The following is a 15,894-nucleotide window of genomic DNA, read 5'->3' on the forward strand; positions in this document are numbered from 1 at the left end:
CCGGCATCCGGAGGGGCGTTGCCCCGCCCGCTCACGCCTCTGGCACGGCGGTGATCTCTCCGGTCGTGTACAGCGCGGAGGTATCCCAGGCGAGCCCGGGGGCGAGCGGCAGGGCGATGTCGATCGCATCGAAGGTCCCTGTGAGCTCGCCGGCCCAGCCGAGCAGGGCGACCGTGTCGCCGGCCTGGAACGGCACGGCGTCGTCTGCCGCGACGACCTCCAGGCCCCCGTCGAGGCGCACGTCCCCGTCCACCTGCATGAGCGGCGCGGCGTCCGGGCCCGCGACGGCGACGCGCAGCGTGGCGCCGGGGCCCTGGTGGTAATCGCCGTCCACGGCCGTCCACGGGTGAGCCTCTCCCACGGAGAGCTCGCCGGCCTGCGCGTTGACGAGATCGCCCACGAAGCTGCCAGTGCTCAGGCGGCCGCCGGCGAAATCGAAGTCGCCCTCCTGGACCTCGATCGCGCCCGCGGCGAGCTCCCCGCGCGCGAGGCGCACGATGGGCCCCGGTCCAGGCTCGGCGCCCTCCCTCAGCGGCGCCGTCCGGAGGAGGCCGCCGACGCCGACCTGGACTCGCCCGTCGATGACGAGCGACGGGGAGGTCGACCACGACGCGAAGATCGTCACATCGCCGCTGTTGCGCCATGACGCGTAGGGCTCGTTCACCCGGACGAACGCGCCGCCGAGCTCGGAGCGGATCTCCGTGTCTTCCGTCACGAGCGTCCCATGAGCGCCGACCGTGAGCTCGCCGTAGCCCACGGTCCCGATGCGCAGGAGCCCCTCGTTGGTCCAGGTGGCGTCCCAGCCCCTCACGGTCGCCCCGCTCGACCCGTAGAGAGGCGCGGAGGAGAAGGTCTCGATCCGCGCGCCCGTGGTGAAGACCTTGGCCCCCTGCTCGACGAGCAGCGTCCCGCGGCCGTTCGCGCCGAGGAGGAACGGGCCGGTGTTGACCCACCTGGTCGCCGAGCCCGTGACGGTCACGTGGCCCTGGCAGACCGGGCACGTCCCGACGTACGCGCTGTTCGAGGAGAAGCTCCCTCTTGCGGAATCATGTGTTGTCCCTCCCCATGAGAAATTTCGCTTCACACGGGATCGTCCCCTGTCCCGCGCGCCCCCGAGACAGGGATGCTCGTGGGCGCGGTACCCCGCAGCGCAGGCTCATGGGGTGGCGAACCCTACCATTGTCAGCCCCTCGGGCACAGGGAGCACCGCGCACCGAAAGCGCGGCGCTGCTCCAGCCGCGGAGAGGATCGGGTCGGGCCCGACGGGGGTCGACGCCTGCCCCTTCCCGGCGACACGCGAGCCGGTATCCAGTCGAATCGCGCTCCGCGGAACGATCGAATCCAATCGAGTCGACCAGATGACGACCGGGGCCAGGCTGGGCGAACGAGCGGCTGGACCCGACGAAGCCCGCCGCGGGGATGACCGGAGCCTTGCGACAGGTCGGACGGGCGTGGCACGATGGGACGCCGGCATCGGCGGGCTTCGCGGCTCACCCGCGAGCCGTCAGGCCGCAGGAGAATCCGATGAAGCGTACGTGGACGATCCTTGGTGTAGCCGATGTGGCTCGCAGCCTGACCTGGTATCAATCGCTCTTCGGTCAGCCGGCATCGCCGCCCGCGCACGACTATTTCGGCCGGGTCCTGGACACGGACGGAACGGTCCTTCTCTGTCTCCACAAGTGGGGAGATCACGAGCACCCGACGCTGCTCAGCCCGGAACGCGCGGAGCCCGGCAACGGGCTGTTGCTGTTCTTTCGAGTGGATGATTTTGACGAGGCGCTGTCGCGCGCCAGAGCGCTCGTCGGTCAGCTCGAGGAGGAGCCCGAGACGAATCCTGCCACCGGGACCCGAGAGTTCGCCCTCCGTGATCCGGACGGTTACTACGTCATGGTCAGCGCGCTCTCCTGAACGAAGAGGCGAACTTCCTACGCGAGGCGGGCGCGCCGGACCAGCTCATGGGATCCGCGTGCCAGGAGCCGGTGCCGCACGGGGGGATCACGACGGCGTTGGTCGGCGGCTCGCTGCCGCCGCCCGCTCACGCCGCGCCGGCCGCGCGCCGGGCGAACCGGTTCTCGGGGCGCGGGAGCCCCAGGTTCTCGCGCAGCGTGCGGCCCTCGTACTCGGTACGGAAGAGGCCGCGGCGGCGCAGCTCGGGGAGCACCAGGGTGATGAAATCGGTGAGCCCGCCGGGCAGGTGGGGCGGCATCACGTTGAAGCCGTCGGCGGCGTCGCTCAAGAGCCACTCTTCCATGAGGTCGGCGATGGTCTCCGGCGTGCCCACGAGCTGCTTGTGGCCGCGCGCCCCGGCGATCCGCAGGTAGAGCTGCCGGAGGGTGAGGTTCTCGCGCCGCGCGATGTCGAGGAGCAGGGACTGGCGGCTCTTGCCGCCGTTGCTGGGCGGGAGCTCCGGTATCGGTCCGTCGACAGGGTACTTCGAGAGGTCGAATCCGCCGATCATCCCCGACAGCAGCGAGAGCCCCACGGCCGGATGGACCAGGTCCTGGAGGGCGTCGAACTTCGCCTGGGCCTCGCTCTGGGTGCGCCCGACGACCGGGAAGAGGCCGGGCATGATCTTCAGGTGCTCGGGGCTGCGTCCGTACTTGGCCAGGCGTCCCTTCACGTCCGCGTAGAAGGCCCGGGCGTCCGCGAGGGTCTGCTGGGCGGTGAAGATCACCTCCGCGGTGCGCGCCGCCAGCTCCTTGCCCGGCTCCGACGAGCCCGCCTGCACGCGGACCGGGTGCCCCTGCGGCGAGCGCGCCACGTTGAGCGGCCCGCGCACGGAGAAGTGCTCTCCCTTGTGGTTCAGCGTGTGGAGCTTGTCCGGATCGAAGAAGACGCCGGACTCCTTGTCGCGCTGGAAGGCATCGTCTTCCCAGCTGTCCCAGAGCCCCGTCACGACATCGATGAACTCCTCGGCGCGCTCGTACCTGCGGGCGTGCTCCACGTGGGCGTCCAGCCCGAAGTTCTGGGCCTCGGCCTGGTTGGCCGACGTGACCAGGTTCCAGCCGGCGCGGCCGCCGCTCAGGTGATCCAGCGACGCGAACTTGCGCGCCAGGTGAAAGGGCTCGTTGTAGGTGGTGGTGACGGTGGCGATGAGGCCGATATGCTCCGTGACCGACGAGAGCGCGGACAGGAGGGTGATGGGCTCGAAGGCCGCGGCGCGGGCGCTCCGGGACAGCGACTCGAGGTCGGAGGCGCCTCCCCAGACGGCGGCGCTGTCGGCGAGGAAGACGGCGTCGAACCTGGCTGCCTCGGCGGCCTGGGCGACACGCAGGTAGTGCTTGAAGCTGTGACCGCCATCGGCCTGCGCGTCGGGGTGCCGCCAGGCTGCGACGTGGTGACCGGTGGCGGGAATGAACGCGCCGAGTCGAAGCTGCTTGCGGGGTGAAGTCATGTGAAGGGTCCTGGGGCTGGGTCGTGCAGAGGGCAGCCGCCGCGGGCCCGGGGCGGGACGGCGGGCTCGGTCGGCCCCGGTGGAGCCACCTTCCGAGCACCGAGCGCCTGGGCAAGCGTCGTGCCGGTGCAGGTGCGCCGGAGAGGCCGCCGAGCGGCGCGACGAGCGCCCGCGGGGAAGCAGGGGTGCTGCGGGGCTGCTTCCTGGGCAACACTCCCTGGCAGGCACGATCGCAAGACGACGGCATGACGCCGGAAAGCTCTCTCGCTCGGTCGATGCGGCGCAACGTCGAAGGGAGCCGCTCTCGTCGCCCTCGTCGTCCAGCAGGCACACCCGCGCGAGCCCGTTGTCGCCTATGCTGCCGAGCCATGGCGATCGGCGGCGTCAACCACGTGACCCTCGCGGTTCGAGACCTCGACCGCGCCGTGCATTTCTACGTCCAGGTGCTCGGCGGCAGGCGGCGAGCGCAGTGGGCAAGGGGCGCGTATCTCGAGCTGGGGACGCTCTGGCTCTGCCTGGAGCTGGACGCGCGCGCCGCTCGGCAGGTCGACGACGCGCACCTCGCGTTCTCGGTCGATGCACAGGGCTTCGCCTCCCTGGGAGAGGCCATTCGCCTGAGTGGAGCCCGGATCTGGAAGGAGAACCGCTCCGAGGGGGCGTCGCTGTACTTCGAAGATCCGGACGGACACAAGCTCGAGATCCACGTCGGCGACCTCCGGACGCGCCTCGCGTCCTGCCGCGAGCAGCCGTACGAAGGGATGGAGTTCTTCGACGACGGAGAGAGCGAGACGCCGGCGCGGTGAAGAGGCGCATCGGCGCGGCGGCTGCGCGCGTGTCGGATGACGCGCGCGCTGCTCGCTGCTCGCTGGACGCGGTGCGTTCAGCCACCTCCGTGCTCGGGCGTGCCTCCACCGCGCGCTCGTGCTCACCTCCTGGCATGAAAACCGTGATTCACGCACAGAGATCGCGATCTCCGTACCTTGCATTGCACGTCGGACCGGCGAGAGCCTGGATCAAGGCCAAGGCGGTTCTCGCCTTGACAGCCCGGTCCTCGATGTGGTGCCGTGTTATTTAACTTGAACACCCATCCGAGAATGCCTGCCGCTCTGCATCGCTCCCGTCTCGCCGGCGCGTGGTTCGCTCGTGGCAAACGGCGCATGCGCGATGTGCAGGCCGGGCTGCTCGTGGGGCTCGCGTCCCTGTGCTCGGCGTCATGCTCGCCGGCAGAGCCCGAGCACCCCGAGGAGACAGCGCCCGATCCTCCCGAGAATGCGGTTGTCCTGGGTAGCCTCCTGCCCCTCTCCGGTAGCGAGCCGGCCATCGGTCCTAACCTCGCTCAAGCGATGTCGCTCGCGGTCGAGCACGTGAACGCTGCGGGCGGGATCGACGGGAGGCCGCTCCACATCGTGGGACGAGACAGCCACTCGAGCTCGGAGCGTGGGTTCGAGCAGTTGCTCGAGCTGCTTTACACGGATCAGGTCGCCTACCTGGTAGGTCCCGAGGAGAACGAGCTCGCCCGCGAGATCGCGCCCGATGTGAAGGCGCTCGACGTGCTCCACATGATCCCTGGTTATGCTGCGCCCTCTGTGGCGCGCACCGAGACGAGGGGGGGCTGGATGCGGCTCGCCCCCTCGACGTCCGCCTTCGGCTGCGCGCTGGCGAAGATCGCAGTCCGCGAGGACATCGCGAGCGTGAACAGCCTCGCGGAGCGGAAAGACTACCACGCCAGCGTCAGCAGCGAGTTCACGACCCGCTTCGCGGGGCTCGGGGGCAGGCTGCTCCCGTCGGTGACGTTCACGTCCGGCGAACCGACGTACACGAAGCAGATAGCGTCCGCCCTGGCGCCGAACCCCGGCCGCACGCTCTTGAGCACCGATCCCGCCGCCGCCGCGCCGATCGTGACCGAATGGGCCGACTCCGGAAGCGGGGGCACCTGGCTTCTCGGTCCCGCGTTGCGTGCCGACGCGCTCCTGGCCAGGATCCCCGCGGGCTCTCTCGACGGACACCACGGGGTCTCGCCCTCGCTCAGCCTGCGGAGCGAGTGCCAGCCCGTGGACGAAGCCCAGGAGACGGTCGACTGCACGGCCGGCAACGCCGCCGCGTTCATCGAGCAGTTCTCCCGCCGGTGGAACGGCGAGGCGCCGCTGCCCGCGGCGCACTTCTACTACGACGGCGTCGTCCTCATCGCGATGGGTCTCGTGTACGCCCAGGCGACGAGCGGGACGATCCCAACCTCGGGACACGAGCTGCAAGCGATCCTCCGCGAGCTGAGCAGCCCTGATCACGAGGCTGCCTCGTGGCGGGATCTGGAGACGGCGATGACCAAGCTCCGCGCGGGGATCCCTCTCCGGTACGTCGGGGCGGCCGCCGAATACGAATTCGACAGCTACGGGGCGAGCCAGCATCATTTCGTGCAAGAGTGGACGATCGACGGTGACACCTTCGTCGATGTCGCCTCCATCGTCGTCACGTGCGAAGCCTCGCAATGACGCCGCAGCACGATCGAGCCTGACGCAGGGTACCCTGGTGGGTCCCGCGTGGCGCGGTGAACGGGGGCGCGGCGCGCCGCATCCAGGCGGCAGACGTTGAGCGTCGGTCCCCAGGACGCCGTCGTCTCGGGGAGGAATCCGGATGCACACGTATCGTCCAGTGGCCAGGGTCGCATTGCTCTGGCTGGTGAGCTGCCTGTCCGCCGCCTGTGACAACGGCGAGGGCGGCGGCGGCCACGGCGCCGCAGGCGGTGCCCCCAGCGGGAGCGGGGGAGGCGCCGGCGCCGCGAGCGGAGCCAGCGAAAGCGGTGCCACGACGACTGCCACACGGCGGCGGATGAGGACTGCAACGGCGTGAACGCCTCCTGCGCCGCGGGGGAGCACCTCTGGAGCATGAGCTTCGGCGCCGATCTCCCTCAGCGCGCGGCGGAGGGCCCCTGACCCCGCTGGTTCACCGAGACGATTCCGGCGACGCTCGGCAACCGAGGTTCACGCGGAGGCCCGCTCGATGAGGCCGGCGGCGACGGCCGCGCCATCCAGCGCCACGGCGCCGGCGATCGCGGCCGCGCGAGCAGCGACCCCGTGATCGAGGGCGCCCCCCAGCGCGGCCAGGAGGGACTCCGCGCTCAGCGCTCCACGCGCCACGGACGTCCCGATCCCGAGCGCCCGGACGCGCGAGGCCCAGTAGGGCTGATCGGAGAACATCGGGACGATCACCTGCGGGACGCCCGCGCGCGCCGCGGTCGTGGTCGTGCCCGCCCCGCCGTGGTGCACCACCGCGGCGACCCTCGGGAACAGCGCCTGGTGGTTGACGTCGCCGATGGCGATGCAGTCGGGGGCTTCGTCGACCCGACCGAGCTCGGCCCACCCCTGCGACAGGACCACGCGGCGCCCCGCAGCCCGCGCGGCCTCGATGGCGGTGCGGCCGGTCTGCTGGTCCGCAGGCATGCTGCCGAAGCCGACGTACACGGGCGGCTCGCCGGCGGCGAGGAACGCTTCGAGCTCGGGTGCGAGCGGCGTCGGGTCGTGGAGGAGCCAGGCTCCCGTCTGCGTGACCCGCAGGCCCTGTGTCGCCGGCGGTGGCCCGAGGACCGCGTCCGCCGCGAGCCACGGGGCCTCGCCCAGGACGTGGCCGAGGACATCGCTCAGCGGACCGAGGCCGAGGCGCTCCCGGTTGTCGTTGAGCCGCTCGAGGAGGCGCTCGTTCCAGCTCCGCGACCCGTCCTGCCAGCGTCGTAGGTTGGACTCCGGGTCGCCCCCGGGCTCCGCGTCGGGCGCATGATCCGGTGACGGCAGGGCCACCGGCGCGTACACGGCGACCGCGGACGGGATGCCCAGCCGTTCCGCGACGGACCGTGCGGCGTACTGGTGCGCTCCGCCGGCCACGATCACGTCGCATCCCTCGGCGGCCGACGCTGTCGCGTCGAACTGGTCTCTCACGAGGTGCGCGGCCAGCGCGCGGATCTGCTCCGGCGTCGGTGCGGAGGCCTGCGCGGCGGCGGCCCCGCTCGGCTGACGCATCGCGATTCCGATCGGGGTCGCCGTGAAGCCCAGTCCGCCCACCCAGTCGATGAAGTTCGGCGGGACGCACAGCCTCACGTCGTGCCCCCGACGCCGCATCTCGACGGCCAGGGCCACCACGGGTTGCACGTCACCGCGCGTCCCCACTCCCGTCAGCAATACCCGCATCGTTTTTCTCCCTTCCAGCACGCGCATTGCGTGGATGACGGAGGCGACGATGGCACCGCGGGCGCGTTTTTTCAGCGTATCAACGCCCGAGCTCTGATATACATGCTGGAACGGGAGGCGAGGCGGGGACGCCCCTGCTGCGGATCATCCGTTCAGGCCGAAGCGGCCGGACCGAAGCATCCACCTGCGGATGCAAGAGGCCGCGTGGGCGGTCCTCATGCATCTCAATCACACGTCGAGCTTGGAGGAGTTTGCCCCGGGGTTGTTACCGACCCGGGGCGGATGGCAGGCCGTGGTCAGCGCTCGTGGCGCCTCTCCTCGGCGTGGTGCCGCCGGCGCTCCGCACGAGGCTTCTTCGTCGGCCTGGCCGGGGTCGCCGGCCTCGCCGTCGCGCCCGCCTTCACCGTCGCCCCCGCCCTGACCGTGACCGCAGGCCGAGCCGGGGTCGCCGGCCGGGCCGCAGGCGCGCGGTGCACGCGGCCGCGCTGCACGTGGTCGTGGTGCACGCGGCCGCGCTGCACGTGGTCGTGGTGCACGCGGCCGCGCTGCACGTGGTCGTGGTGCACGTGGCCGCGCTGCACGTGGGCATGGTGGTGGTGATGGGCTCGGTGCCGGTCGAAGTCGACGCGGTAGTGGACCAGCGCGCGCGGCTCGTCGCGGTAGTAGACCCAGCCATGGCGCGACGGATAGTACCAGCGGCCATCGACGTAGTAGACGTAGCTCCCGCGGTAGTACACGCGCGGGTAGGTCTCGATCTGGACCGGCGCCGCTGCGACGTGAACGACCGGCTCCTCGTACACCGTGACCTCCTCGTACGTGACGGTCGCAGGCGCGGCGGCCCTGGTGTGGACTTCGGCCGCGCACCCGGTCGCGCCGAGGAGCGCGATCGCGACGAGCGCGGCCAGCACGGCGAGCCTGCTGCGCTGCGGGGCATGCGCGGTGGCTCCGGGGGACGGGTGATCGAGGACAGGCACGTTCATCTCCATGGGGTTCACAGGAGCAATTGCGGTGCCACCCGGCGACCCGGGGGCCGGCGCCTGCGCCTGGCAGCGCGCCCGCTCCTGGTATAGCGCTTGCTGACCCGGCGCGCATCCGCGCGACCTGGATCGAGGTGCTCGACGGGCAGGCGACGAGCGACATCGTGCGCGTCAAGCAGCCCGCGCACCCCCCCCCGGGCGCGTCAGGCGATGGCCGCGATGCCCATCGCCTTCCGCTCGGTCATCGCGTCAGAAGACGTAGACGCTCCTGGGGACGAACGGCAGCGGGCTCAAACCGCTCTCCCCGAAGACGGGGTACGGGTAGCCGATGCAGTTCTCGTTGGTGAAGATCGCGGCGGCGGCGCCGTTCGTGTTGTAGGCAGAGTGTGCCCTCCCCTCCCAGCCGTGCTCCGGAAGGTTGACGCACGTGCCCACCTGCGGGTTCAGCGCACGGACGTTGAAGATCTCCCCGCCGTAGCCCTCCTCCTCGAAGAGGCAGAGGACGCCGTCGAACGGGCACGGATTGGAGTCCTCCTCCTGCGCCGAGGCCACCTCGGGGAGCAGCAGGCCTGCCCCCGCGAGGAGGCCGACGCCCACCAGGGCGCGCAAGCCCAGGGAGCGGGACGGAGTGAAACGACGGATATTCATAACGTTCTCGAGCCAGTGCATGGGGTCTCCTCCTCCTGCCCACCCTTGGGCAGGTACTGCGGAGGCACCAAGCGCCGGGGGCGAATCAAGCATTCCCGACCTTCGGCTGTTGTTGACAAGATTTAACATGAAAAGCACACGGGCTCGCATGTCCCTGGAAATCTTTCATCCTCCCGGATAACTGACCAGCACAACAAGGAACCGGGCTGGAATGGTGTGTACCTCGCCGACGTGGGTGTTGGCCGACGCAGGCGGCGTCTCCAGACCGTTCACGGATCCGGGAGGCCGCCGGGGAGCGCTTCGACGACGCGCCGAACGCCGGCGCGCGGTGCGGCCGCTTCGACCACGTTCGTGGCCGGTGCGAGCAGGCGTATCCGCGGCGGCACGATTACCTCCTTGCACGCGTCCACCCGGTAGCGGTCGACGCGCTTCATCACGATGCTTGGAGGTCACTCATGATCGATCGAACGCGACCCTCGCAGAGCCCGAAACGCCGCCGCACCGCCGTGGCCATCGCCGCGGCCTTCGCCTTCGCGGGATGCTGCGCAAACCCGACCGACGACGGCGACGACGGGAGCGGCGGCACGCCGGCCAGCGCAGGCTCGGGCGGCAGCGGCGCCTCGAGCGGCAGCAGCGCGTCGGGCGGCAGCGGAGGCTCGGGGGGAGACGGCGGCGCAGGCGGCAGCCTCGCGCCGACCCACAACGGCATCATCTCCATCCAGGATGTCTCCATCCTCGGGGCGCCCGAGGCGGGTCACGGCCTCACGGTGCAGGTCTTGTTCACCGCAGCGAAGCCCCCCAGCTACGAGGAGATGCCGGGCCAGCTCGCCGGGTGCAAGGGATGGGTTCACGACGCGCAAGACGATGCGCCGCCGCCGCTCACCGATCAGGGCGTCGTCACGATTTCAGGGCTCGCGGGCGGCTCGATCGATTGCCGCTTCCAGGGCAACGGCTACGCCTGCCCGGTGCACAGCGGGAGGGGCGAGACGAGCGTGACCCCCGGATCGATGGGCACCGCAGCGTACGTGATCGGCGGCGCGATGTTCTCCGCGGCCGACGTGGGTCGCTATCTGCGCGTGGGCGGCGCAGCGATGGGCGAGAACAACGGCGCGTTCCCCATCGTGGCCGTCGAGTCGAGCGAGGCCGTGGTCGTGGTCAACCCGCGCGCGACCGAGGAAGCGTTCGTTGCCGATCACGTCGTGCTCGCCGGCGCCGGGCCCGTCCCGGGCAACCCGAGCGATCCCATCGCGAGCGGCGATGAGGTCGTCGTGGGCATCGAGCCCGGCGGCGTGATGGCCTTTGAATTCCCCGATGTGGGACCCATCGCGGCAGGGGGTGAGTTCCAGCTCGACGACGCGTCGCGGTCCATCCTCGGCGCGGTGCCGCTCGACGGCACGCCGATGACCCTGGGCTGCGGCGGGGAAGGCGGGCGCTGCGGGGCCGCGCAGGGTACGCTCGTGCGCATCACCACCACCGACGGCAGCGTCGAAGGAGCGTTGCTGTTCGCGATGCCGCCTCCCGCCGACAAGCAGGTCGAGATCCAGTGCATCGCGCTCGGAGGAGACGGCTCGGTCACGGTGCCGGCCGAGGCGATGAAGCTGATCCGCGACGCGCATCGGGCGTCGCCGATCACGCGCATCCGGACGGCGTTCATGCGCGAGGGCGTGGCGAGCGCCACGAACCCCGCGCCAGAGCCCCGGAACACCGTCCACGTCGTGGCGGGGCACGGGATCCTGGGCTTCACGAGCCCCTGAGCCCGCACGAACGGCCCACGCCCTGATCGCAGCGCCATGCCCGATGCGCCCGCGACGCCTCCCGCGGCGCCGCGTGCCATGCACGAGGAGCCCCCGTCTCTGGCATGCTGCATGCTGGCGTCTCTGGCATGCTGCATGCTGGCGCCGCGCGCAGGGTACGACCTCAACCGACCGTGGTGGCGAAGGTGGTCCAGCGTGTCGTCGACCATGCGCTGCGGGACGGCGTGCGGCCGGACGCCCTGCGCCGCGCGGCGCGCCTGCCGCAGGCGCTCGCCGAGGATCCGGGGCGACGCATCGAGTTCGATCACCTCATCGACCTGTGGACGTACCTGGGGCGGACGCTCGACGACCCCTCGTTGCCGCTCCGGGTAGCGCAGGCGGCGGCCCTCGAGGACCTGCACGTGCTCGGCTTCGCGATGCTGACCGCGCCGTCGGTGCGCGATGCGCTCGACACCGTCGCTCGCCACGGCGCGCTGCTCACCGACTCGGGTCGCTGGGAGGTGACGGAGGCCGGGCGGCGCGTCCACCTCCGGTGGTACCGCGTGCGGCCTCTCACCCTCGGGCACCGGCTGTCCAACGAGACGGCCGTCGCGCAGGGCCTCGGGGGCCTGCGGCGGATCGCGGGCGCGGATCTCACGCCCATCGAGGTGACCTTCCGCCATCCCGCGCCGCCTCGCCGGGCAGGGCACGGCGCGTTCTTCGATTGCCCGGTGCGCTTCGACGCTCCGCACGACGGGCTCTCCTTCCGTCGCGAGATCCTCGACGCGGTGCCTCCCTCTGCGAACCGGACGCTCTGGGAGTACCTCTGCAGGTCTGCGGAGGCGCTCTCCGAGCAGCTCGCTCCGCGGACGCGCGAGGACGCCGTCCGGCACGCGATCGTGCGCGAGCTGTCGAGCGCCGACGGCGGTATCCCGTCGCTCCCGCGCGTGGCCCGCGCGCTCGGCACGACGGAGCGGACCTTGCGCCGGCACCTCGAAGCCGAGGGGACGAGCTTCCGGCGCCTCGTCGACGACGTGCGCCGCGAGCGCGCCGGCAGCTTGCTCCAGAGGGCGACGGTCAGCGTGACCGAGGTCGCGCTCCAGCTCGGCTTCGCGGACGCGACCGCGTTCAGCCACGCGTGCCAGCGATGGTTCGGCTGTGCTCCCCGCGAGCTGCGGGGGAGCGCCCGAGCCGCGCTCGGCCCCGCCCCGTCCTCGGCACGTTGACGACGTGCAACGCACGACGCCTTGCAGCCTTGCGTCATTGCGTTGACATTCTCCTCCTCGCCGCCAGGCAGATCCCCGGCGGGATCCCTGGCACGCGGCACCAACCCTCCGCGCTCGCAAGGAGCTGTTCATGACACGAACGCCCGTCCTCATGGATCACGACGGCGGCATCGACGACTACCTCGCGATGCTCCTCCTGATGACGATGGACCACGTCGATGTCCTCGGCGTCGTCGTCACCCCTGCCGATTGCTACATCCAGCCCGCCGTCAGCGCCACGCGCAAGATCCTCGATCTGGTGGTCCGCCATGACGTCCCCGTCGCCGAGAGCACCGTCCGCGGGCTCAACCCCTTTCCGCCCACGTTCCGGCGCGACGCCTTCTGCGTCGACAACTTCCCCGTCCTGAACGAGCGCGAGGAGGTCCTCGCCCGGCGCGTCCCCGAGAGCGGGCAAGCCTTCATGGCGAGCGCCCTGCGCGCCGCCCCCGAGCCCGTGACGCTCCTCGTGACCGGGCCGCTCACCACCGTCGCGGCGGCGCTCGACATCGATCCTCGCGTCGAGGGGAACATCCGCGAGATCGTCTGGATGGGCGGCGCGCTGAACGTGCGCGGCAACGTGGAGAGGGCCATCGAGAGCGGGCAGGACGGCTCCGCCGAGTGGAACGTCTACTGGGACCCGATCGCCGCCGACCGCATCTGGAAGACCTCCGTCCCGATCACCCTGTGTCCGCTGGACATCACGAACCTCGTCCCGGTCACCCAGGCGTTCATCCGCCGCCTGTGCCGACAGCGCCGCTATCCCCTCTCCGACCTCGCGGGCACCTGCTACGCGCTCGCCGGCCACCAGGACTATTTCGCGTGGGACGTGCTGACGACATCGTACCTCGGCAAGCCGGAGATGTTCACCCTTCGCGCCTGGGAGACGGAGGTCGTCACCGAGGGCCCCTCGCAAGGGCGCACCAGGGTCGTGCCCGGCGGGCGCCCGGTGCGGGCGCTCGACCAGGTGGATCTCCAGCAGTTCTACGACTACCTGTTCTCCCAGTGGTCGAGGTGACAGGTCGCCGTCGTCGGCTCACCGCGCGAGCGCGGTCTTGTCGAGGTGACCGAAGTCCCAGATCACGGAGGAGCCTGCACCGTAGTCGACCGTCACCGGCTCCTGCGCGGCGAGGCGGTCGAAGGCGGCGCGCGGGAGCAGGAACTGAACGGTGTGGAGGTCGCCGTTCGGATGGAGCGCCCGGGTGCTCCGCTCGCCCCCGACGGTGAGCACCAGGTTCGTGGCGCGGAGGTCGAAGAACTCGCCCGTGGTGAGCGTGATCTCGACAGCGTCAGGGCCGCTGCTCTTCACGCTCTGGATGGCGTTGCCGGCGGTGATCCGCCGCGGCGCGGGGAGGGTCGCGCCGGCCGCGCGCGGGACGGCGCTCGGCGGCGTCGCGCTCGACGCGGCGGGGGCGAGCCGGGCCAGCGCCGCCGGGGCCTCGGTGGTGGCGCGGGTGGCGCGGATGTTCGCCACGTACAGGCTGGTCCCGTCGAACGGGGTGGGGAAGGTCAGGCGAACCCCGCGAACCGACGCGAGCGTGGCGCCGCTGAACGAGGACAGCGGAATGCGCGCGGTCGGCAGCGTGGTGGCGCCGCGCGGCGTCTGACCGAGCGCCAGGAAGTCGTCGATGGCGACGGCGCTCGATCGGCTATCGTCGGCGTTCACGAGCTCCACCTGGAACGATGCCTCGAACGTCGCGTCGGTGTTCCAGCTGCGGTCGGCGCGAAGATCGAGGTAATCGTACTCCGTGAGATCGAAGCCCGTGCCGACGGGGGACCAGTTCGACTGGAAGAACGTCGAGCTGCCCGCGACGACGTCGTGGATCCACGCCGCCTTGTGCGAGGGATCGTGCCCGCTCACGGTGATGTGGTCCACCGAGATCGTGCCCCCGGTGGTGATCGGCAGGCCGTAGGAGCTCGTGCCGGTCGGATTGATGAAGTCCTCGAGCAGCAGGCTGTAGGTGGAGTCGCCGCCCGGATGATAGCCGCGGCGGACGCGGTACGGCACGTTCGGGAAGGGGAAGGCGGGGTCGAACAAGGCGTTCGCGGCCTCGTCGCGGTCCGCGCCCACGTTGGCGGTGAAGAACTCGACGGCCGCGAAGCGACCCGTCTCGCGCTGCTCCGGCGAGCCGTACTCCGCCGGATCGAAGAGCGCCTCGTGGTCGATGCAGCCCGTGACCCCGCCGCCGTTTGCGTCCGCGAGCTGCCACTCGCTGTTGTAGTAATTGTGGTTGGCGCCCCACACATGATAGAAGGACTTGAAGGTGGGCTCCGGCTCGGGGATGCTCATCATGCGATCGAACGGTCGCAGCCCGGGCAGATCGCTCAGGTCCCAGTCGCAGGCCGGCAGGATCACGTTCCAGGCCGTCTGGTCAGCGTTCAGGAACTGGCCGTTCTGGCCCTTGTCGGTCGGGCCGATCTCGAAGATCCCGCGGATGCTCACCGGGCTCTCGATCAGCGCAGGCCAGGGGCTGCCGCTCCGGCGGTACTCGTTGTAGGCGAACCGCACGGCCTCGCCGCCGCGCGAGTGACCCATCAAGCCCACCTGGTCGAAGTCGATGCGATCGGCCAGGTCCACGCCGAGCTCCGAGGGCGTCGGCTCGGTCCCGCTGTCCCAGCGGCTCAGCCGCTCCAGGTGGCGGAGCAGCAGGCGCCCGCGCGGCCCGATGGCGAACTCGTCGGCGGGCGTGCTCGGCGCGGCGTGGATACCCCGGTTCGCGTTGATGGACACCACGAAGTAGCCGCGCGTGGCGAGGTCCACGGCCATGTAGTCGTAGCCGCGGTGGTTGGGGACGACGACGTAGTTCTCCGGGCACGTGCCCGTCGTGGCATACTGGTTGTTGTTGTCCCTGCGAGGGTTCTCGCCCGTGCCGCACGTCGGGTGGTTCCCGTGCAGGAACACGAGCAGCGGATACTGCCGGCCGGCCTCGAGGCTCGCCGGGCGGTAGAAGGACGCCCAGAGCTCGGTCGCGTAATCAGGGCTGACCATCGCGTCGACCGCAGCCGGGAACTTGTACTCCGCGATCGCCACGCCGCCGCCCATCGGCGGCAGGTCGCTGCTCACCGACAGCAGGGCCGGCTCGATCCCCGGGCTCGGGATGCTGGCGCAGAAGCCGAGCTGGGCGATGCCCGACGGAGGGATCGCCCCGTTGCCATCAGGCGTGACCGAGATCTGACCCGTGGTCCCGCTGAACGTGCCGTTCCAGGACGAGAAGATGGTGCCTGGGCCGGCGTTGAGCTCGACGCTCCACGTCCCCGTCGTGGCGCTCGAGTGCTGGTTGCTCACGGTGATGCTCGCGCAGTAACCCTGACCCCACTGCGAGTCGATCACGAGATCGGCGCTGATCCCGTTCGCGCCCTGGAGCGCGGCCTGCGATGTGCTGATCGGCTCCGTCGAGCCGCCGCCGCACGCCGGCAGCAGCGCCAGCGCTGCAGCGGCCGCCCTCATGTCCCATCTGCTCTGGAAGTTGTGCATGGATAATACCCAGGTTGGTGATGAAGCGTTTGAACGTCGGGCTGCTTCATGAATTCAAATTCGGAGATGATCGCGTGAAGTAATGTAAAAAATCATGTAGTTGATTCATGTGCTTGGATGCGAGCTCTGCCCAGCTCCGGCGACGGCCCGAGGCGGCCCTCTGCTGCGTGCTCCCTCCTCGCTCGCGGTCGACCACCGCCGGATCACGGGAGGATCGTGGCGTCGGG

The 15,894-nt window shown here is 70.7% G+C and carries 13 protein-coding genes; 6 read left to right on the plus strand and 7 right to left on the minus strand.

Features of this window, described 5'->3' with window-relative positions; translation table 11 throughout:
* Positions 1 to 31: 31 nt before the first annotated feature.
* Positions 32 to 1,084, minus strand: a complete 1,053-nt coding sequence (locus WME76_RS40425; RefSeq protein ID WP_437957488.1) for a hypothetical protein — start codon at positions 1,082 to 1,084, stop codon at positions 32 to 34.
* Positions 1,085 to 1,524: 440 nt separating this feature from the next.
* On the opposite strand from WME76_RS40425, the gene WME76_RS40430 reads away from it, so the two are divergent.
* A complete protein-coding gene (locus WME76_RS40430; RefSeq protein ID WP_437957489.1) occupies positions 1,525 to 1,908 on the plus strand; it encodes a VOC family protein in 384 nt (127 codons plus the stop codon).
* A 127-nt stretch (positions 1,909 to 2,035) separates the two neighbouring features.
* On the opposite strand, the gene WME76_RS40435 is transcribed toward WME76_RS40430, so the two are convergent.
* Positions 2,036 to 3,394 carry an LLM class flavin-dependent oxidoreductase gene (locus WME76_RS40435; RefSeq protein WP_437957490.1) on the minus strand — a complete coding sequence of 453 codons (1,359 nt, stop codon included), beginning with the start codon at positions 3,392 to 3,394 and terminating at the stop codon, positions 2,036 to 2,038.
* Between the two features lie 368 nt (positions 3,395 to 3,762).
* Here WME76_RS40435 and WME76_RS40440 point away from each other — a divergent pair, with 368 nt between their 5' ends.
* Positions 3,763 to 4,197, plus strand: coding sequence for a fosfomycin resistance glutathione transferase (locus WME76_RS40440; RefSeq protein WP_437957491.1), 435 nt, complete (start codon positions 3,763 to 3,765; stop codon positions 4,195 to 4,197).
* A gap of 354 nt (positions 4,198 to 4,551) precedes the next feature.
* Positions 4,552 to 5,883: an ABC transporter substrate-binding protein gene (locus WME76_RS40445; protein ID WP_437957492.1), complete on the plus strand. Its 1,332-nt coding sequence runs from the start codon at positions 4,552 to 4,554 to the stop codon at positions 5,881 to 5,883.
* A gap of 489 nt (positions 5,884 to 6,372) precedes the next feature.
* Here the strand turns inward: WME76_RS40445 and WME76_RS40450 are convergent, their stop codons facing one another.
* The 4 genes from WME76_RS40450 to WME76_RS40465 all read right to left on the minus strand — a co-directional run bounded on the left by WME76_RS40450 (position 6,373) and on the right by WME76_RS40465 (position 9,631).
* A complete protein-coding gene (locus tag WME76_RS40450) occupies positions 6,373 to 7,572 on the minus strand; it encodes a glycosyltransferase (protein WP_437957493.1) in 1,200 nt (399 codons plus the stop codon).
* A gap of 296 nt (positions 7,573 to 7,868) precedes the next feature.
* A complete protein-coding gene (locus tag WME76_RS40455; RefSeq protein WP_437957494.1) occupies positions 7,869 to 8,552 on the minus strand; it encodes a hypothetical protein in 684 nt (227 codons plus the stop codon).
* Between the two features lie 246 nt (positions 8,553 to 8,798).
* Entirely contained in the window at positions 8,799 to 9,197 is a 399-nt protein-coding gene (locus WME76_RS40460) for a peptidase inhibitor family I36 protein (RefSeq protein ID WP_437957495.1), read from the minus strand.
* 269 nt (positions 9,198 to 9,466) lie between these two features.
* Positions 9,467 to 9,631 carry a hypothetical protein gene (locus WME76_RS40465; protein ID WP_437957496.1) on the minus strand — a complete coding sequence of 55 codons (165 nt, stop codon included), beginning with the start codon at positions 9,629 to 9,631 and terminating at the stop codon, positions 9,467 to 9,469.
* Between the two features lie 21 nt (positions 9,632 to 9,652).
* Here WME76_RS40465 and WME76_RS40470 point away from each other — a divergent pair, with 21 nt between their 5' ends.
* From WME76_RS40470 to WME76_RS40480, 3 genes are all read left to right on the plus strand, one after another.
* Positions 9,653 to 10,951 (plus strand): hypothetical protein, encoded by a 1,299-nt coding sequence (locus WME76_RS40470; RefSeq protein ID WP_437957497.1) that lies wholly within the window; start codon positions 9,653 to 9,655, stop codon positions 10,949 to 10,951.
* Between the two features lie 185 nt (positions 10,952 to 11,136).
* Positions 11,137 to 12,156, plus strand: a complete 1,020-nt coding sequence (locus WME76_RS40475; protein ID WP_437957498.1) for an AraC family transcriptional regulator — start codon at positions 11,137 to 11,139, stop codon at positions 12,154 to 12,156.
* A gap of 130 nt (positions 12,157 to 12,286) precedes the next feature.
* Complete coding sequence (locus WME76_RS40480) at positions 12,287 to 13,210, plus strand: nucleoside hydrolase (protein WP_437957499.1); 924 nt, start codon at positions 12,287 to 12,289, stop codon at positions 13,208 to 13,210.
* Positions 13,211 to 13,228: 18 nt separating this feature from the next.
* Here WME76_RS40480 and WME76_RS40485 read toward each other — a convergent pair whose 3' ends face one another.
* A complete protein-coding gene (locus WME76_RS40485) occupies positions 13,229 to 15,640 on the minus strand; it encodes a cellulose binding domain-containing protein (protein WP_437957500.1) in 2,412 nt (803 codons plus the stop codon).
* Between the last annotated feature and the right edge of the window lie 254 nt (positions 15,641 to 15,894).

Source organism: Sorangium sp. So ce119, assembly GCF_051524405.1.
Taxonomy (GTDB): domain Bacteria; phylum Myxococcota_A; class Polyangia; order Polyangiales; family Polyangiaceae; genus Sorangium; species Sorangium cellulosum_G.

Excerpts from the sequence above, each read along its gene's own strand:
- WME76_RS40485 (WP_437957500.1), bottom strand. The coding sequence starts at position 15,640 with ATGAGGGCGGCCGCTGCAGCGCTGGCGCTGCTGCCGGCGTGCGGCGGC.
- WME76_RS40450 (WP_437957493.1), bottom strand. The coding sequence starts at position 7,572 with ATGCGGGTATTGCTGACGGGAGTGGGGACGCGCGGTGACGTGCAACCC.
- WME76_RS40445 (WP_437957492.1), top strand. The coding sequence starts at position 4,552 with ATGCGCGATGTGCAGGCCGGGCTGCTCGTGGGGCTCGCGTCCCTGTGC.
- WME76_RS40435 (WP_437957490.1), bottom strand. The coding sequence starts at position 3,394 with ATGACTTCACCCCGCAAGCAGCTTCGACTCGGCGCGTTCATTCCCGCC.
- WME76_RS40465 (WP_437957496.1), bottom strand. The coding sequence starts at position 9,631 with ATGAAGCGCGTCGACCGCTACCGGGTGGACGCGTGCAAGGAGGTAATC.
- WME76_RS40480 (WP_437957499.1), top strand. The coding sequence starts at position 12,287 with ATGACACGAACGCCCGTCCTCATGGATCACGACGGCGGCATCGACGAC.
- WME76_RS40455 (WP_437957494.1), bottom strand. The coding sequence starts at position 8,552 with ATGAACGTGCCTGTCCTCGATCACCCGTCCCCCGGAGCCACCGCGCAT.
- WME76_RS40460 (WP_437957495.1), bottom strand. The coding sequence starts at position 9,197 with ATGAATATCCGTCGTTTCACTCCGTCCCGCTCCCTGGGCTTGCGCGCC.
- WME76_RS40430 (WP_437957489.1), top strand. The coding sequence starts at position 1,525 with ATGAAGCGTACGTGGACGATCCTTGGTGTAGCCGATGTGGCTCGCAGC.
- WME76_RS40440 (WP_437957491.1), top strand. The coding sequence starts at position 3,763 with ATGGCGATCGGCGGCGTCAACCACGTGACCCTCGCGGTTCGAGACCTC.
- WME76_RS40470 (WP_437957497.1), top strand. The coding sequence starts at position 9,653 with ATGATCGATCGAACGCGACCCTCGCAGAGCCCGAAACGCCGCCGCACC.